The sequence below is a fragment of the Acidimicrobiales bacterium genome (assembly GCA_034521975.1).
Classification (GTDB): Bacteria; Actinomycetota; Acidimicrobiia; order Acidimicrobiales; family SKKL01; genus SKKL01.
The window spans coordinates 103,754-118,663 of sequence record JAXHLR010000003.1; the positions used below are offsets into that span (position 1 = coordinate 103,754).

Here is a 14,910-nt window from a genome sequence, read left to right on the forward strand (position 1 = left end):
CTTGTCCGGTCGAGCGCGGAGTCGTCCCGATGGGTGATCCCAGGATCTGCGAATCCAACGAGGGTGAGCGGGTGGTGTCGGCGAACGCCGCCGCGTATCTGGAGCAGTCGCCGGCTGGTCGGGCCGAGACGATCTCGCAGCTGTCCGCCCTGTTGGCCGCGACCCACGCCGAGCTGCTCGACGTGGTCTGCGCTGCCGATGTCGCCGGCGACTGGGTCGACGACGGCGCGACCGGAGTCGTGCCGTGGCTGATCGGCCAGGTCGGGGTGGCGAACCCCACCGCACGCGAGTGGGTGCGGGTCGCCGACGCGCTCCAGGACCTCCCGGCGCTGCGGGCCACCTACGCCGCGGGTGCGCTGTCGTGGGACCAGGTGCGCCACGCCACCAAGTTCGCCTCCAGCGTCGACGACGACGAGCTCGCCGCGTCCCTCCCCGGCTTGTCGGCGAACCAGATCGCGCTCATGGCCCGCCAGCGGCGCCCCATCCCCGACGCCGAGGCCAACGAGGCGCACGCCAACCGCGAGCTGTCGTGGCGACGCGACCACCGTCGCGGCGGGTTCACCTACCGGGGGTTCCTGCCGTTCGACCAGGGCGCCGCCATCAACGCCGCCATCGACCGCCACGCCGAGCGAGCCGGACCCAACCCGACGACGGGGGAGTGGGACCGGATCGGTCGACGCCGCGCCGACGCCCTGCACGACCTCGCCACCCGCGCCATCAGCGCCGATCCCGACCCCGACCGCGCCACGGTCGTGATCCACGCCGACGCCAAGGTCGTCGACGGCGAGGTCGCAGGCAACGGGTTCCTCGCCGACGTCGCCATCTGCCAGACCAGCCTGTTGCGGTCGTTGTGCCACGCCCGGGTCGAGGTCGCGTTGCACGGCCCCGACGGCGACACCGTCGGCATCGCCCGTGCCAGCCAGCAGATCCCCGCCTGGTTGGCCCGCCACATCGGCGCCCGCGACCTCACCTGCCGGTTCCCCGGCTGCGAACGCAAGATCCGCCAGATCCACCACATCGTCCACTGGACCAACGACGGCGAGACCAACGCCGACAACCTCTGCGGCCTGTGCTGGTACCACCACCGCCTGGTCCACGAAGGCGGCTGGAACGTCGAGGGCGACCCCGACGGCGAGCTCACCTTCGTCAGCCCCGGCGGGCGGCGCCGCCTCACCAGCCGACCCCAACCACTCGACGACCACGTCCGCCAAACAGCCACCCGGGCCCGTCGAAGTCGTTCGCCATGAAGACCACCGAGGGTACGGTGAATGACATGGGCAAGAAGACCACCGTCTACCTCCCGGACGACCTCAAAGCCGCGGTCGAACGCGAGGCGACGCGTCGCGGCGTGTCCGAGGCCGAGGTGATCCGCCACGCGATCGCCGCGCTGGTGACCCGGCCGGCACCTCGATTCGGCCTCATCGACGGTGAACCGATCGCCGAGCGCGCCGACGAGCTCCTGTCCAGCGTCAGGCCAGCTGGTCGATGAGGAACGCCAGCACCAGCGCCTCGTCGCGCCAGGCGTCGTAGCGGCCGGACGGGCCGCCGTGGCCGGCCCCCATCTCGGTCTTGAGCAGGATGGGCCGGTCGCCCGTGGTGACCTCGCGCAGGCGGGCGACCCACTTGGCCGGCTCCCAGTACGACACCCGGGGATCGTTCAGCCCCGCGGTGGCGAGCACGGCGGGATAGGCCACCGGGGCCACGTTCTCGTAGGGGGCGTACGACTTCATGTACTCGTACACGTCGGGGTCGTGGAGCGGGTCGCCCCACTCCTCCCACTCGGTGACGGTCAGCGGCAGCGTCGGGTCGAGGATCGTGTTGAGCGTGTCGACGAAAGGCACCTCGGCCACCGCCGCCCCGCACAGGTCGGGCGCCAGGTTCAGCACCGCGCCAACGAGCAGGCCGCCGGCCGACCCGCCCCGGATGCCGAGCTGGCCGGGCGTGGTCAGGCCCACCTCGACGAGGTGACGGGCCGCGGCGACGAAGTCACCGAAGGTGTTGCGCTTGGCCAGCTCCTTGCCGTCGAGGTACCAGCGCCGGCCCATCTCACCGCCCCCACGTACGTGGGCGATGGCGAACACGAACCCACGGTCGAGCAGGCTCAACCGCGCCGACGAGAACCACGGGTCCATGCTCATCTCATAGGAGCCGTAGCCGTAGAGCACCGCCGGACCCGGGCGGTCGGTGGCACGGTCGCGGCGATGGACGAGCGAGATCGGCACCTCCACGCCGTCGGCGGCGGTCGCCCACAGTCGCTCGGTCGCGTAGTCGGCGGGGTCGTAGCCACCCAGCACCGGCTGTTGCTTGCGCAGCACCCGCTCGCCGGTCACCAGATCGACATCGAAGATCGACGACGGCGTCACCAGCGACGTGTAGCCGTAGCGCAGCACCGTGGTGTCGAACTCGGCGTTGGCCGCCCCCGACACGGTGCCCACCGCCTCGGGCTGGTCGATGACGTGCTCGGTCCCGTCGGAGAAGCGCCGCACCCGGATCCGGGTCAACCCACCGGCACGCTCGTGCAGCACCAGGTGGTCGGCGAAGGTGTCGAGGCCCTCGAGCTTCACGTCGGGGTCGTGGGGGACCAGCACCTCCCAGCTGTCCCTCCCGACCCCGTCGTCGGGCGCGGTCACCACACAGAAGTTCTCGGCATCGCCGGCGTTGGTGAGGATCACGAACCGGTCGCCGTGGTGGTCGACCGAGTACTCCACGCGGTGCTCGCGGGGCGCCACCACCCGGAGCTCGCCGTGGGGATCGTCGCCGGCCAGCACCCAGGCCTCGTCGGTCACCTTCGAACCCAGGTGCACCACGATGAACCGGTCGTCCTTGGTGCGTCCGAGCGAGACGAAGAAGTGTTCGTCGGGCTCGTCGAGCACCAGCACGTCGTCGCTCGCCGGGGTTCCGATCACGTGACGCCACACCTGGTGGGGTCGCATCGCCGCGTCGGGCTTCACATAGAACAGCACGGTGGCGTCGTCGGACCACGCCGTGCCATAGGTGACCTCGGGGACCTCGTCGGGCAGGTCGTCGCCGGTGGTGAGGTCGCGCACCCGCAGCGTGTACTTCTCCGACCCGTCGTGGTCGGTCGCGTAGGCGAGCCACCGGTGGTCCAGGCTCAGGTCGAAGGCACCGAGGGCGAAGTAGTCGCTGTCGCCCGCCAGCTCGTTCTCGTCCAACAGGACCTGCTCGCCCGGCCAGGCCACACCGGGCTCGATCGCCGGCGGCGGATCGTCGAGGGTCAACCGCTCGCTCGCCGCCGGAACCCGGCAGTGCCGGCCGTACTGGCTGCCTTCGGTCGTGCGCCCGAAGTACCACCACCCCTTCGAGTGGACCGGCACCGACAGATCGGTCTCCTGCACCCGCGACCGGATCTCGTCGAACAGCCGCTGCTGCAGCTCGCCCGTGTGGGCCATCGCCGCCTCGGTGTGGGCGTTCTCGGCCTCGAGGTGGGCGACCACCGCCGGATCGTCGCGGTCGCGCAGCCAGGCATACGGATCGACGACCTCGTCGCCGTGATGGGCGCGGGCAACCGGGCGGGAGTCCGGGATCGGTGCGTTCATCCTCTGAGCCACAGAACCACACGGTAGGGCCCGGCACCTCCCTCGCCCTCAACTACGGTGACCCCGCCATGACGAGCTACGTCTACCTCAACCTTCCCGAGCGGACCGGTCGGCGGCGATCGATCGAGCTGCAAGCACGATTGCACCGGCTCGATGTCCGCCGGATCGAGGCGCTCGGACCTGAGCAAGGCCGCAAGGTGCTCCCCGGCTCCGAACTGGAGCTCGGCGAGCTCGGCCTCAACGCCACCTGGGTCTCGATGTTGCGTGACCTGATCGAAGGAGGACCCGGCAGCGAGCACGAGTGGCTGGTGCTCCTCGAAGACGACACGCTGCTCGCGCCACGGTTCCGCCGGCGCGTCGACCGGGTGCTCGATCAGGTGCCCGACGAGTGCATGCTGGTGCAGCTCGGACGCGTCACTCCCTTCCAACCCACCCCCGGCGACCTCGTGATGGCGATCGTGGGCGCGGCGGTCCGGTACACGATCAAGCACGGTGGCGCGGCCTGGCGACGCCGTCGCGAGCCACGCCAGGAGTTCACGACCGAGCTCGCCTGGGGATCCCATGTGGTGGCGGTCCGCGTGTCGAGCATCCCCGAACTGCTCGCTGCGTTCCTCGAGGTCGACCTCGTCACCGATGAGTTGTTCAAGCTACAGGCTCGGGAACACCCGGGAACCATGCTCCGGTACCACCGACAGCTCGGGTGGCAGCTCCCCTTCCGATCCGACATCTTCCTCACGAGACAGCTGAAGAACGCCCGCAAGCCCGGCATCCCCCGGACCAACCGAGCACTGATCGCCCGCTGGTTGCGCAAGGCCAGTCGCTACCTGCGCAACCGGATCGGGACCCACCCGCGCATCGCTACCGCTGTTGGTCGCGGTCGCGGCGGACCTGGACCCGGCGGCCCCTGATCGTGGTTCGGCCCAGCGCGGCGAGAGCGGATTCAGGGTGCCTGGAAGGTGTCGGCCCACTGCCGGGCGAGGGGTGGTAGCTCCCCCGACACGATCAGGTCGAACAGGGCCTCCGCTTCAGCAACGGTGAAGTATCCCCGAACCACACCCGGCCAGGCTCGCGCGTCGGACCGACGCACGATACCGCGAACCCGCACCGGCACATGCTCCGCTCCCAGCGCCGCGACAGCAGCCGCCCGATGCTGCCCAACGCCGATGCACCAGGTCCAGTCACGGCCGGAGGTCGTGAGCCACCACGCCTCGATGTCCCCATCGTCGGCATCGGTGTTCACGTAGCCGCTTGTCTGGAGACTCTCAACAATGGAAGCCAACCTGTCCAACTCGATCTGTATGCCCTGTTCCGACAGAGGACCAGCCAGCGGATAGAACTCGCTGATCGGCAACGCCTGCCCGGCAAGTGAGGCCTCGCGCCAATAGACGCCGGCCATGACGTACTGCTGCTCAGCTACGGAGCGGTCCATCACCCAGGGCATGGCAATGCCCCACGCTGGTGTCTGCGCCAGAGTCGGATTCGATTCACCAACTCCCGTCCACTCAGCGAAGGACGCCGGCTGGCTCATGGCGTAGAACGTGTCCAGGCATCGTCGTGGCTGACCCTCGAAATTCCTGCCAACTGCGAGCTCGAGCGCTGTAGCCACGAACGGGTGCTTTTCGGCCGTGAGTGGATGGAACCAGAGGCCCCGCCCGTCGACTATCGGTGCATCGATCCGGGCTGGGTCACAAAGGTACTGCGCGGTGATCGGATCGTTCCCGAGATCGCTGAGGTCTCGGACCGGTTGCAGCTGCGAGCGGCGAACCTCGTAGCCCAGTGTTCGGATCGATCGTTTCACCGAACCCTTGATCCACCTCCTGACGCTGCTCACAGCCGGCCGAGCTCGTCGGTCTTGGCGATCTGGTGGCAGCTCAGGCACAGCGCTCAATCCCTACCGCTGCTGGTCGCGGTCGCGGCGGACCTGGGCCCGGCGGCCCCTGATCGTGGTTCGGCCCAGCGCGGCGATGACCTCGTCGGCCGCGGCCTCGGGCACCTCGACGATGGCGAAGCGTTCGGTGATGCGGATGTTGCCGATGTCGCGGCCACCCAGGCTGGTCTCGTTGGCGATCGCCCCGACCAGGTCGCCCGGACGTACCCCGGAGCTGCGCCCCAGCCCGATGTAGAGGCCGACCGTGCCCGGCGACGGACCACGCTGGGGCTGGGCACGCTTGCCCGGCCGAGGAGGGGCGGCGTGGGCTTCGGGGATCTCGACCTCGTCGTCGACGGCGCCCGACGTCTCGTGGATCAGCTTCACCGCCGCCAGCGCCACGTCCATCACATCGTGGTCGTCGGTCAGGGTCTCGACCACGACCCGGAACCGGTCGAGGTCGTCGTCGGGCAGCCGATCCTGCAGCATCTCGATCGTCCGCTCCATCTGCCGGGCCCGCAGCGCGGCGACCGTCGGCACCTTCTCGTGGTGGATGGTCTGTCTGGTGCGGTGCTCGATGGTCTGGAGCTGGCGACGCTCGCGGGGCTCGGCCAGGGTGATGGCCACCCCCTCACGGCCCGCGCGGCCGACCCGGCCGATGCGGTGCACGTAGGCATCGACCGACGCGGGGACGTCGTAGTTCACCACGTGGGTGAGCTGATCGATGTCGAGGCCCCGGGCCGCCACATCGGTGGCCACGATGAGATCGGCGGTGCCGGTCCGCAACCGGTTCATCACCCGGTCGCGCTGGGCCTGGTCCATCCCGCCGTGCAGCGCCTCGGCCCGATATCCCCGCCCGTTGAGGGTCTCGGTCAGCTCGTCGACCTCGGTGCGGGTCCGGCAGAACACGATGGCCGCGGTGGGCGACTCGACGTCGAGGATCCGCCCCAGCGCCGCCGCCTTGTGGTCACGGGTCACCACGAACGCCCGCTGGGTGACCAGGGGGGCGTCGTCACCGTCGCTCGGCGTGGAGTCGATCTGGATGCGCTCCGGGTCGCGCAGGTGCCGCCTGGCGATCGACGCGATCCGAGGCGGCAGGGTGGCCGAGAACAGCACCGTCTGCCGCTCGGTGGGCGTCGCCGCGAGGATGGCGTCGAGCTCGTCGGCAAAACCCATGTCGAGCATCTCGTCGGCCTCGTCGAGCACCAGCACCTTCAGCGTGTCCAGCGAGAGGCTCCCCCGCTGGAGGTGATCGAGCACCCGGCCCGGGGTGGCCACCACCACGTGCATGCCCCGGTTGAGCGCCGCCATCTGGCGCCCGATGGGCTGGCCCCCGTACACCGGCATGACCTGGGCGCCGAGCTGGCGGCCGTACTTGTAGATCGCCTCCGACACCTGCACCGCCAGCTCGCGGGTCGGCACCAGCACCATCGCCACCAGCTCGACCGGTCCGCCCGTCGGGGGCAGCTGCTCGAGGATCGGCAGGGCGAAGGCCGCGGTCTTGCCGGTGCCGGTGGCCGCGCCACCGAGGAGGTCGCGGCCCGACAGCAGGACCGGGATGGCCTCACGCTGGATCGGCGTCGGCTCCTCGTAGCCGAGCCCCGCGAGCGCGTCGAGGATCTCGGGCCGCAACCCGAGCTCGGCGAAGCCGGGGGCCGGATCGGACGGGCCGGTCGTGAGAGGACCGGTCGTCACCGGATCACCACCGCGTTGGGAGGGCTGGCCACGCCGAGACGCAGGTTGAGTGGGGCGGAGGTGAAGAACCCCTCCCAGCTGCGCTCGGCGACGCAGTCGTCGGCCAGCGGATCGAGCACGAACAGCTCGCCGATGGGGATGCCGAGCAACGGCAGCAGACGCTGGTGCACGAAGATCTCGGGCCGGCGGGCGGGGTCGTCGCGGATGGCCGCCAGCTCGTCGGCCGGGTGCACCGAGCCCGGCGGCCACACCTCCAGCGCCGGGTTGTCGGCCGCCACCGCCGCCACGTGCAGGTCCCACAGGCACTCGGCCGTGCGCTCCTCGGGGGACAGCCCGGGGTTGCGGTGCCCCTGGGCGAGCTCGTCGCGTCGAGCCTGATCGAGGCCCTCGTACCACCCCAGCCAGCCGGTGCGAACCAGCAGCACGTCGCCCACCTCGGGCACCGTCCCCTGGGCATCGAGGGTCGCCATCAGCTCGTCGGCGCTGATGGGCTCGGACTCGTCCATCGCCAACGGGCGTCCCTGATCCTCACGCCAGCGGGCCACGTCGGCCAGGATCGCCCGACCGACCAGGCCCCGTTCGGCCCACGCATCGACACCGAGGAACCCCTCGGGAGCGCCGCCGTACCAGCCGTGCACGGGGTGACGCACATGGCGGAACCCGTCCCACTGCGACGACCCCTGGGTGTTCCAGCCGTGCAGCACGTCGTCGTGGCCGGGACCGTCGTCGACCCCGGTGACCTCGTGGCGGAACGCCGCCCGGCCGAACAGCGGAGGACCAGGGGTCGCCAGATCGGCGTTGAGGGCGAACACCTCACCCCGCTCCACCAGCGACGACGCCGCCACCGTGCGCTCGTGGGTCAACAGGTTGAGGCACCCCAGCCGGTCACCGTCGCCCCACATCCCCCACGACGAACCGTCGGGCGCGCCGTCCACCGCGGGCAGATCGGCATAGTTGGGCAGCGCGCTGTCGGCGGCGCGACGAGGTTCGCGCTGGCCCGTCCACGGCATATCGATCCGGTCACCCATGCGGCGACTCTACGCTGGGAGAAATGGCCGTGGACCACCAGCAGTGAGCGACAGCACACCAACAGCCCCACCACGCGACGATCACGTGCGCCTGTCACTTCCGGCGCGCCACGAGTACGCCCGCATCGCCCGCATCGGTGTTGCGGCGCTGGCGCTGCGGCTCGGCTTCACCTACCGCGAGATCGAAGACCTCCGCCTCGCGGTCGACGAGGTCCTCATCTTCCTCCTCGGATCGGACCGACCCGACGGCCGGATCACCATCCGCTACGGCACCGAACCCGGATTGCTGGCCCTGACCGCCACCGCGAGCTTCCCCACGACCCCCGACAACCCCGAGCGCGAACGGTTCGAGACCCTCATCGCCGAGCTGGTCGACACCTGGGACACCGACGAGGCGGCCGGACAGGTCACCTTCACCAAGAAGCACCGCACCGCCACCGACGACTAGCCCGACCGCCGGACCGGCACCGTCAGCGGCCGGAGTGGCCGAACCCGCCTTCGCCGCGGACCGAGTCGGTGGGCAGCTCGGCCACCGGCACCCAGCCCACCTCCTCGACCGCCTGCACCACCAGCTGGGCGATGCGGTGGCCACGCACCACGTGGAAGTCGGTGGCCGGGTCGGTGTTGAGCAGCACCACCTGGAGCTCGCCCCGGTAGCCGCAGTCGATGAGGCCCGGCGCGTTGGCCACAGTGATCCCGTGTCGCAACGCCAGCCCGCTGCGGGGGAGCACGAACCCCGCATAGCCCTGCGGCAAGGCGATGGCCACCCCCGTCGGCATCAACGTCCGGCCACCACCGGCGGCCACCACCGCGTCTTCGCGGGCGTAGAGGTCGAGCCCGGCGTCGCCGTCGTGGGCGTAGGCCGGGAGGGTGAGCTCGGGGTCGAGACGTACGACCGGAACCTGAATCATCGACGCAACGCTACCGGCCACTACCCTCGCGGTGATGCTCGCCTGGATGGACCTCGAGATGACCGGACTCGACCCCGCACGCCACGTCATCGTCGAGATCGCCACCCTCCTCACCGACGACGACCTCAACATCGTCGCCGAAGGCCCCGACCTCGTCGTCCACGCCACCGACGACGAGCTCGCCCGCATGGACGACTACGTGCGCAACATGCACCAGCGCAGTGGGCTGCTCGAACAGATCAAGGCCTCGACCATCTCCCTCGCCGACGCCGGCGCCGCCACCCTCGACTTCCTCAAGGCCAACATCGACGAGCCCCGCAGCGTGCCCCTCTGCGGCAACTCCATCGGCACCGACCGCCGCTTCCTCGCCATCTACCTCCCCGAGATCGAGGAGTTCCTCCACTACCGCTCGGTCGACGTCTCCACCGTCAAGGAGCTGGCCCGCCGGTGGAACCCCAGCATCCACCGCAAGGCCCCCGACAAGGCCACCAGCCACCGGGCGCTCGACGATATCCGCGAGAGCATCGGCGAACTCGTGCACTACCGCGAGCACCTCTTCGTCGCACCCGAACAGGGCGAACCGGCCGCCACCGATGAGGGAACCAGCCCCCCTCCCGCCTAGCATCGGCATTCATGGGGGCACCTCACCATCACGCACACGGGCACCGCCACGGCAGCGATGAGCGCTACGCGGGACCGCCCTCGCCGACGTCGGTGCGCGAGGAACGCCAGCCGGCCCAGGACGAGCCGGTCGAGATGGCACCCGGCATCATCCGGGTGCAGCTGCCCATCAGCCTCCCGGGTCTCGGACACGTCAACTGCTACGTGCTACCCGACGAACGGGGCGTGACCGTCGTCGATCCGGGTCTGCCCGGTCCCCAGTCGTGGAAGCAGCTCAAGGCCCGCCTCGCCCGCGCCGACGTCCCGATCAAGCGGATCCACACCGTGGTCGTCACCCACTCGCATCCCGACCACTTCGGACAGGCCGGCCGTCTGCTCGACCGCAACGAGGCCCGGGTCATCACCCACCGCAACTTCCGCACCTTCTTCGACCCCGACGAGGAACCCGACGGGATCAGCCTCGACGACGCCGAACCCAAGAACGCCGAGACCGGCACCTACACCGAGTCGGTGGGAGGATCCGGCCCCGCCCGAGGACCGTGGGGCGGCCCCATGCCGTGGGGCACCATCTCGGGCGCGCAGACCTCCGGACGTCTGCGTGGCGGGCCCCGTGGCCCCGGCCGTCCACCGCTGCGGCGTCGCCTCCAGTACCGGATGATGCGCTTCGCGGGCGGTCGCATGGGTGCGGTTCCGCGCCCCACCCACCGGGTCGAAGACGCCGACCGGCTCGAGCTCGGCGGCAGGTCGTGGGTGTCGTTGCACACCCCCGGCCACACCAACGACCACCTGTGCCTCTACGACCCCGAAGCCGGCATCCTCATCTCGGGCGACCACGTGCTGCCCACCATCACCCCCCACATCTCCGGGGTCGGGCCCATCGTCGACCCCCTCCACGAGTTCTTCCGCTCCCTCGAGCGCGTCGCCGAGCTCGACGGCACGGCAACGGTCCTGCCCGCCCACGGCCTCGAGTTCGCCAACCTCGCCGAGCGGACCACCGCCATCCGCCAGCACCACGAGGAACGGCTCCAGAAGCTTCGCGACGCCTCCGCCGAGCACGGGTGGGCCACGGTCCCCCAGTACTCCGACCACCTGTTCCCGCCCCGATCGCAGGGTCAGATGGCCGACAGCGAGACCTACGCCCACCTCGAGCACCTCCGGCTCACCGGCGAGGCCAAGGTGCGCGACGACGGGGCCGACCTGCTCTACCTCATCGACTGAGCTCCCGAGGAGCCGACGTGAGCCCCCAACGGCGAGACAAGGACACCACCCGCCAGATCCTCCTCGAGGCCGCGTTCGAGATGATGCTCGAACAGGGCCTCGACGTGGGCTGGGGGGTGCGGGTCGCCGATGTGACCAAGCGGGTGGAGCTCACCACCGGAGCCGCCTACCAGATCTGGAACGGCTCGCGCACCAAGGACGGCATGGGTGGCCAGGACCGCTTCCACCACGACCTCGCGCTCTACGCCATGGAACGGCTGATCTCCGAACCCGGCGCTGGCCCACACCGCAGCGGCCAGCGCCCTCGCCACCGACGGCGGGAGCCTCGAGCGGATGATCCAGACCGCCACCGCAGCCGATTTCGAGTTGCTCTCCGATCCCGCCGAGTTCGCGCTCTACCTCGGCCTGCTCGCGGCCACCACCTCCATGCCCGAGCTCATCGACGTCGGTCGCGAGAGCTACCAGCGGATCACCGACGACCACGTCGAGCTCTACACCAAGCTGTTCGACCACTTCGGCGTCGAGATGGTGCCACCGCACACGATCAAGGACCTCGTCGTGTCGGCGATCGCCCTCGGCGAGGGGCTCTGCCTGCGGGGCCTGGTCGACCCGAACGCGGTGCCCGACGACCACGACAGCCCCGACGGCGTCCCCGACGACGCCACGGGCCCCTGGCACCTCTTCTCGATCGGGGTGCTGGCCCTCATCCGCGGCATGACCCGCACCAGCGCCGGCTGAACCCCCCGGATCATCCGGCCAGGGTGAGCACCCGTCCGCTGGTGAACACCCGGCCATGGTCGGAGGCGTCGACCAACCACGTCGACAGGCCACCGCCGTCGTGGTCCTGGGCCAACAGCTCCACCGCGTCGTCGCGCTCGATGGCGTCGCGGTACTCGACCTCGGCCCGCACCGGGGCCCGCAGGTGTCGCCGGCCGGCCCGCACCTCCTCCAGCGCCGCCCACGCCACCGCATTGTTGACGTGGTCCATCACATCGAAGTCGACGAAGCGCAGCGGCCACGGCACACGGGTGACGCCGGGGTGACCGGGCGGGGGCGAGCCGTGCCGCAGCTTGGCCCGCACCCGGCGACCGGCCGCCGCCTCGGCATACAGCTCGTGGAACTGCTCGGGCAGCACCACCGGGCGACCGGTGGCCATGTCGAGGTGCACCCACACCGTGGCCGTCTCGATGTGGGCCCCCTGGTCTCCACGCACCGACACCCGGCGCTCGGCCCACCGGCCACCGATGCCGCCACAGAACGTCGCCAGCTCCAGATCCTCACGCAACCGGGCCTCGGCGTGGACCTCGACCACCGTGCGCCGCACCACCCACGCCATGTCGTCGGCCAGACCGGCGTCGACGGTGTCGTCGTTGGACACGTCCTGGACGAAGCGGGCCAGCGCATCGAGACGGAGCCGGCCGTTGGGTGAGACATCTCCCAGGCGGACCCTGCGATCGTGGCCGAAGATGCGGCCACTGGCCGGCAGCGGCACCACCTGATCGTCGGCGTCGGGAGGACCGATCGGAGGGGCCAAGGGGGTCTCCATCGCCCGGCACGCTACCGGCCTCGTCCACCGATCGGAAATAATCGATTGACGCTCACGCCGCGACGTGGTTTCGTGAACCTTCGGCGCACAGAGCTGCGCGACTGGTCTCGACCAGGATCGAACACCGAGGACCGACGATGAAGCAGATGCTCGACGCACACACGGCAGGCCGCATGGCTCCCGTCGGCGTCGCGCGTCGCCGCGCCGGTGCCGCTGCCGGTGCCAACGGTGGCCTCGACCTCGGTATGTACCCGTGCGGGTGGCGTGCCGGCAACCGCGTGTCGATCATTCACGACTCGATCTTTGCCACCGTCACCGCGCACAAGGCCTGGCGGCCGAAGGAGTCCTCGCCCTGAGTCACCACTCACACGAGGAGCAGCACTCCGAACGGCCGCCGGGTTCACCCGGCGGCCGTTCTGCTTTTCCACCGCCGCCGACGTGACCACCCCAGCAGCATCGCCCACGACCACCACGCATCCCCCGGGGACCGACATGACCACCGAACCCACCCTCGACGACTTACAACCCGGCCTTCCCGACGAGTCCGCCGCCTGGTGGGCCGACGCCCGGTGCCGCTTCGGTGACGGATCGCTCGGCCACCTGTTCTTCTCCGAGGAGCTGCAGGACATCGCCCGGGCCAAGACCATCTGCTCGGAGTGCCCGGTCATCGCCCAGTGCCTCGAGGGCGCCCTGGACCGGCGCGAACCATGGGGCGTCTGGGGCGGCCAGCTGTTCCTGAACGGTCGCATCCTGGCCACCAAGCGGCGCCGGGGACGTCCACCGAAGGTCCCACGCCCCGAGGACCAGCTCCCCGTGGTGCCGATCCCCGAGCACCTCCAGAGCGCCTGAACGAACCCCGACGGGACCCGCCAACGGCGCCCCGGTACCGTGGAGCCTCGGTGAACGACCCTGCCGACAGCCCCGACCCTGACACCGCACCTGGCGACGAGGCCCACCGGCCCCGCGTCATCGCCGGCATCCCGGTCCGACACCTCATGGCGGCCACCCTCGTCGCCCTCGTCGTCGCGGCCACCGCGGGGGTCCTGGTGCTGCTCGGCACCGACGACGAGCCCGACACGATCGGCCAGGACGCCTCGAACCCCCCGATCGAGCTGACCCCCGCCGACGGCGACCCCGCCGAAGAGGTCATCGGCGCACCGGTCGCGGTCGACTACGAGACCTTCGACGGCGACGAGGCCAACACCGGCAGCTACGTGGGCCGGCCGCTGGTGGTCAACTTCTTCGCCGCCTGGTGCCCGCCGTGCGTCGCCGAGATGCCCGACTTCGAAGACGTGCACCAACAGGTCGGCACCGACGTGGCGTTCCTCGGCATCAGCACCGACCACCGCAGCGAGGACGGGCTCGACCTCATCGAGCGCACCGGCATCACCTACGACACCGGGCGCGACCCCGACGGATCGGTCTTCGCCGCCTTCGGCGCCGTCGCCATGCCCACCACGGTCTTCATCGACGCCGCGGGCACCGTCGTCGACGTGCACGGCGGCGCCCTCACCGCCGACGAGCTCCGCGACCGGCTCGAGTCCCTGTTCGGGGTGGTCGCGCCGTGATCGAGGCCGACTTCGCCTACGCCTTCACCGTCGGCATGGTCGCCGCGGTCAACCCTTGCGGCTTCGCCCTGCTCCCCGCCTACCTCTCCTACTTCCTCGGCCTCGAGGGCGCGCCGACCGACAGCCGGGCCAGCATGGTGCGGGCCCTCGGGGTCGCCCTGGCGGTCACCACCGGGTTCGTCGCCGTGTTCGGGATCATCGGCCTGGCCATCACCCAGCTGTCGCTGTCGATCAACCGCCAGCTCCCGTGGGTCACCATGGCCATCGGCGTCGCCATCGTCGTGCTCGGCATCGCCATGCTCCGCGGCTTCCAGCTCTCGCTGCGGCTGCCCCGGCTGTCGGTCGGAGGCTCCAGCCGCGAGCTGCCGTCGATGTTCCTGTTCGGCGTGTCCTACGCGGTGGCCTCGCTGTCGTGCACGCTGCCGATCTTCCTGCCGATCATGACCCGCACCTTCGGCTCCAACAGCCTCACCTCCGGGGTGGCGGTGTTCCTCACCTACGCCGCCGGCATGGGACTGCTGCTCGGCGCGATCACCATGGCCCTGGCCGGGGCGCGGGGCGCGCTGGTCACCCGGCTCCGGCGGGCCCAGCCCCACATCAACCGGGTCTCGGGCGGCCTGCTCGTCCTGGCCGGCGTCTACCTCGCCTACTACGGCTACTGGGAGCACCGGGTGTACACCGACCCCCGCAACCTCCCACCGTCGGGTCCGGTCGACGTGGTCACCAGCGCCAGCGCCAGCGTCACCAACTGGGTGAGCTCGATCGGCGCCACCCGCATCGGCGTGGTGCTCGCGGCCGCGGTCGTCATCGTGCTCATCCTCGTGTTCACCAGCCGCGACAGCAGCGAGACACCAACCGAGACACCGAGCGAGCCGGCGCCGACGCGCCCGGTGAGGTAG

The 14,910-nt window shown here is 70.6% G+C and carries 17 protein-coding genes; 11 read left to right on the plus strand and 6 right to left on the minus strand.

Annotated elements, in window-relative coordinates; genetic code table 11:
* Positions 1–29 precede the first annotated feature (29 nt).
* Both U5K29_02665 and U5K29_02670 read left to right on the plus strand, forming a co-directional pair.
* Positions 30–1,247, plus strand: coding sequence for a DUF222 domain-containing protein (locus tag U5K29_02665; protein ID MDZ7677437.1), 1,218 nt, complete (start codon positions 30–32; stop codon positions 1,245–1,247).
* Between the two features lie 26 nt (positions 1,248–1,273).
* Positions 1,274–1,489, plus strand: coding sequence for a CopG family transcriptional regulator (locus tag U5K29_02670; GenBank protein ID MDZ7677438.1), 216 nt, complete (start codon positions 1,274–1,276; stop codon positions 1,487–1,489).
* On the opposite strand, the gene U5K29_02675 is transcribed toward U5K29_02670, so the two are convergent.
* Positions 1,470–3,557: a S9 family peptidase gene (locus U5K29_02675; GenBank protein MDZ7677439.1), complete on the minus strand. Its 2,088-nt coding sequence runs from the start codon at positions 3,555–3,557 to the stop codon at positions 1,470–1,472. The genes U5K29_02670 and U5K29_02675 overlap by 20 nt on opposite strands.
* Positions 3,558–3,625: 68 nt before the next feature.
* On the opposite strand from U5K29_02675, the gene U5K29_02680 reads away from it, so the two are divergent.
* Positions 3,626–4,465 (plus strand): hypothetical protein, encoded by an 840-nt coding sequence (locus tag U5K29_02680; protein ID MDZ7677440.1) that lies wholly within the window; start codon positions 3,626–3,628, stop codon positions 4,463–4,465.
* Positions 4,466–4,497: 32 nt separating this feature from the next.
* Here U5K29_02680 and U5K29_02685 read toward each other — a convergent pair whose 3' ends face one another.
* From U5K29_02685 to U5K29_02695, 3 genes are all read right to left on the minus strand, one after another.
* Positions 4,498–5,355, minus strand: coding sequence for a hypothetical protein (locus U5K29_02685; GenBank protein MDZ7677441.1), 858 nt, complete (start codon positions 5,353–5,355; stop codon positions 4,498–4,500).
* Positions 5,356–5,448: 93 nt separating this feature from the next.
* Complete coding sequence (locus tag U5K29_02690; protein ID MDZ7677442.1) at positions 5,449–7,119, minus strand: DEAD/DEAH box helicase; 1,671 nt, start codon at positions 7,117–7,119, stop codon at positions 5,449–5,451.
* Entirely contained in the window at positions 7,116–8,147 is a 1,032-nt protein-coding gene (locus U5K29_02695; protein MDZ7677443.1) for a cyclase family protein, read from the minus strand. The genes U5K29_02690 and U5K29_02695 overlap by 4 nt, the downstream gene beginning before the upstream one ends.
* Positions 8,148–8,190: 43 nt before the next feature.
* Between U5K29_02695 and U5K29_02700 the strand changes: the two genes are divergently transcribed.
* Positions 8,191–8,595, plus strand: coding sequence for a hypothetical protein (locus tag U5K29_02700; protein MDZ7677444.1), 405 nt, complete (start codon positions 8,191–8,193; stop codon positions 8,593–8,595).
* A gap of 22 nt (positions 8,596–8,617) precedes the next feature.
* On the opposite strand, the gene dut is transcribed toward U5K29_02700, so the two are convergent.
* Positions 8,618–9,058, minus strand: a complete 441-nt coding sequence (dut, locus tag U5K29_02705) for a dUTP diphosphatase (protein ID MDZ7677445.1) — start codon at positions 9,056–9,058, stop codon at positions 8,618–8,620.
* Positions 9,059–9,092: 34 nt separating this feature from the next.
* Here dut and orn point away from each other — a divergent pair, with 34 nt between their 5' ends.
* From orn to U5K29_02720, 3 genes are all read left to right on the plus strand, one after another.
* Positions 9,093–9,680: an oligoribonuclease gene (gene orn, locus U5K29_02710; GenBank protein ID MDZ7677446.1), complete on the plus strand. Its 588-nt coding sequence runs from the start codon at positions 9,093–9,095 to the stop codon at positions 9,678–9,680.
* Between the two features lie 11 nt (positions 9,681–9,691).
* Entirely contained in the window at positions 9,692–10,897 is a 1,206-nt protein-coding gene (locus U5K29_02715; protein MDZ7677447.1) for an MBL fold metallo-hydrolase, read from the plus strand.
* A 333-nt stretch (positions 10,898–11,230) separates the two neighbouring features.
* A complete protein-coding gene (locus U5K29_02720; protein MDZ7677448.1) occupies positions 11,231–11,635 on the plus strand; it encodes a hypothetical protein in 405 nt (134 codons plus the stop codon).
* Positions 11,636–11,645: 10 nt separating this feature from the next.
* Here the strand turns inward: U5K29_02720 and U5K29_02725 are convergent, their stop codons facing one another.
* The gene (locus tag U5K29_02725) at positions 11,646–12,443 is read right to left on the minus strand and encodes a thioesterase (GenBank protein MDZ7677449.1); all 798 of its coding nucleotides are present in this window, start codon (positions 12,441–12,443) and stop codon (positions 11,646–11,648) included.
* A 137-nt stretch (positions 12,444–12,580) separates the two neighbouring features.
* Between U5K29_02725 and U5K29_02730 the strand changes: the two genes are divergently transcribed.
* The 4 genes from U5K29_02730 to U5K29_02745 all read left to right on the plus strand — a co-directional run bounded on the left by U5K29_02730 (position 12,581) and on the right by U5K29_02745 (position 14,910).
* Positions 12,581–12,799, plus strand: a complete 219-nt coding sequence (locus tag U5K29_02730; GenBank protein MDZ7677450.1) for a hypothetical protein — start codon at positions 12,581–12,583, stop codon at positions 12,797–12,799.
* A 136-nt stretch (positions 12,800–12,935) separates the two neighbouring features.
* Positions 12,936–13,292 (plus strand): WhiB family transcriptional regulator, encoded by a 357-nt coding sequence (locus tag U5K29_02735; GenBank protein MDZ7677451.1) that lies wholly within the window; start codon positions 12,936–12,938, stop codon positions 13,290–13,292.
* Positions 13,293–13,342: 50 nt separating this feature from the next.
* On the plus strand, positions 13,343–14,011 hold the full coding sequence (locus U5K29_02740) for a TlpA disulfide reductase family protein (protein MDZ7677452.1): 669 nt from the start codon (positions 13,343–13,345) through the stop codon (positions 14,009–14,011).
* The gene (locus U5K29_02745) at positions 14,008–14,910 is read left to right on the plus strand and encodes a cytochrome c biogenesis CcdA family protein (protein ID MDZ7677453.1); all 903 of its coding nucleotides are present in this window, start codon (positions 14,008–14,010) and stop codon (positions 14,908–14,910) included. Before U5K29_02740 ends, U5K29_02745 begins: the two co-directional genes overlap by 4 nt.

Bases quoted from the DNA above. Each gene is read 5' to 3' on its own strand.
- U5K29_02665 (MDZ7677437.1), top strand. From the start codon at position 30: ATGGGTGATCCCAGGATCTGCGAATCCAACGAGGGTGAGCGGGTGGTG.
- U5K29_02670 (MDZ7677438.1), top strand. From the start codon at position 1,274: ATGGGCAAGAAGACCACCGTCTACCTCCCGGACGACCTCAAAGCCGCG.
- U5K29_02675 (MDZ7677439.1), bottom strand. From the start codon at position 3,557: ATGAACGCACCGATCCCGGACTCCCGCCCGGTTGCCCGCGCCCATCAC.
- U5K29_02680 (MDZ7677440.1), top strand. From the start codon at position 3,626: ATGACGAGCTACGTCTACCTCAACCTTCCCGAGCGGACCGGTCGGCGG.
- U5K29_02695 (MDZ7677443.1), bottom strand. From the start codon at position 8,147: ATGGGTGACCGGATCGATATGCCGTGGACGGGCCAGCGCGAACCTCGT.
- dut (MDZ7677445.1), bottom strand. From the start codon at position 9,058: ATGATTCAGGTTCCGGTCGTACGTCTCGACCCCGAGCTCACCCTCCCG.
- orn (MDZ7677446.1), top strand. From the start codon at position 9,093: ATGCTCGCCTGGATGGACCTCGAGATGACCGGACTCGACCCCGCACGC.
- U5K29_02715 (MDZ7677447.1), top strand. From the start codon at position 9,692: ATGGGGGCACCTCACCATCACGCACACGGGCACCGCCACGGCAGCGAT.
- U5K29_02720 (MDZ7677448.1), top strand. From the start codon at position 11,231: ATGATCCAGACCGCCACCGCAGCCGATTTCGAGTTGCTCTCCGATCCC.
- U5K29_02725 (MDZ7677449.1), bottom strand. From the start codon at position 12,443: ATGGAGACCCCCTTGGCCCCTCCGATCGGTCCTCCCGACGCCGACGAT.
- U5K29_02730 (MDZ7677450.1), top strand. From the start codon at position 12,581: ATGAAGCAGATGCTCGACGCACACACGGCAGGCCGCATGGCTCCCGTC.
- U5K29_02735 (MDZ7677451.1), top strand. From the start codon at position 12,936: ATGACCACCGAACCCACCCTCGACGACTTACAACCCGGCCTTCCCGAC.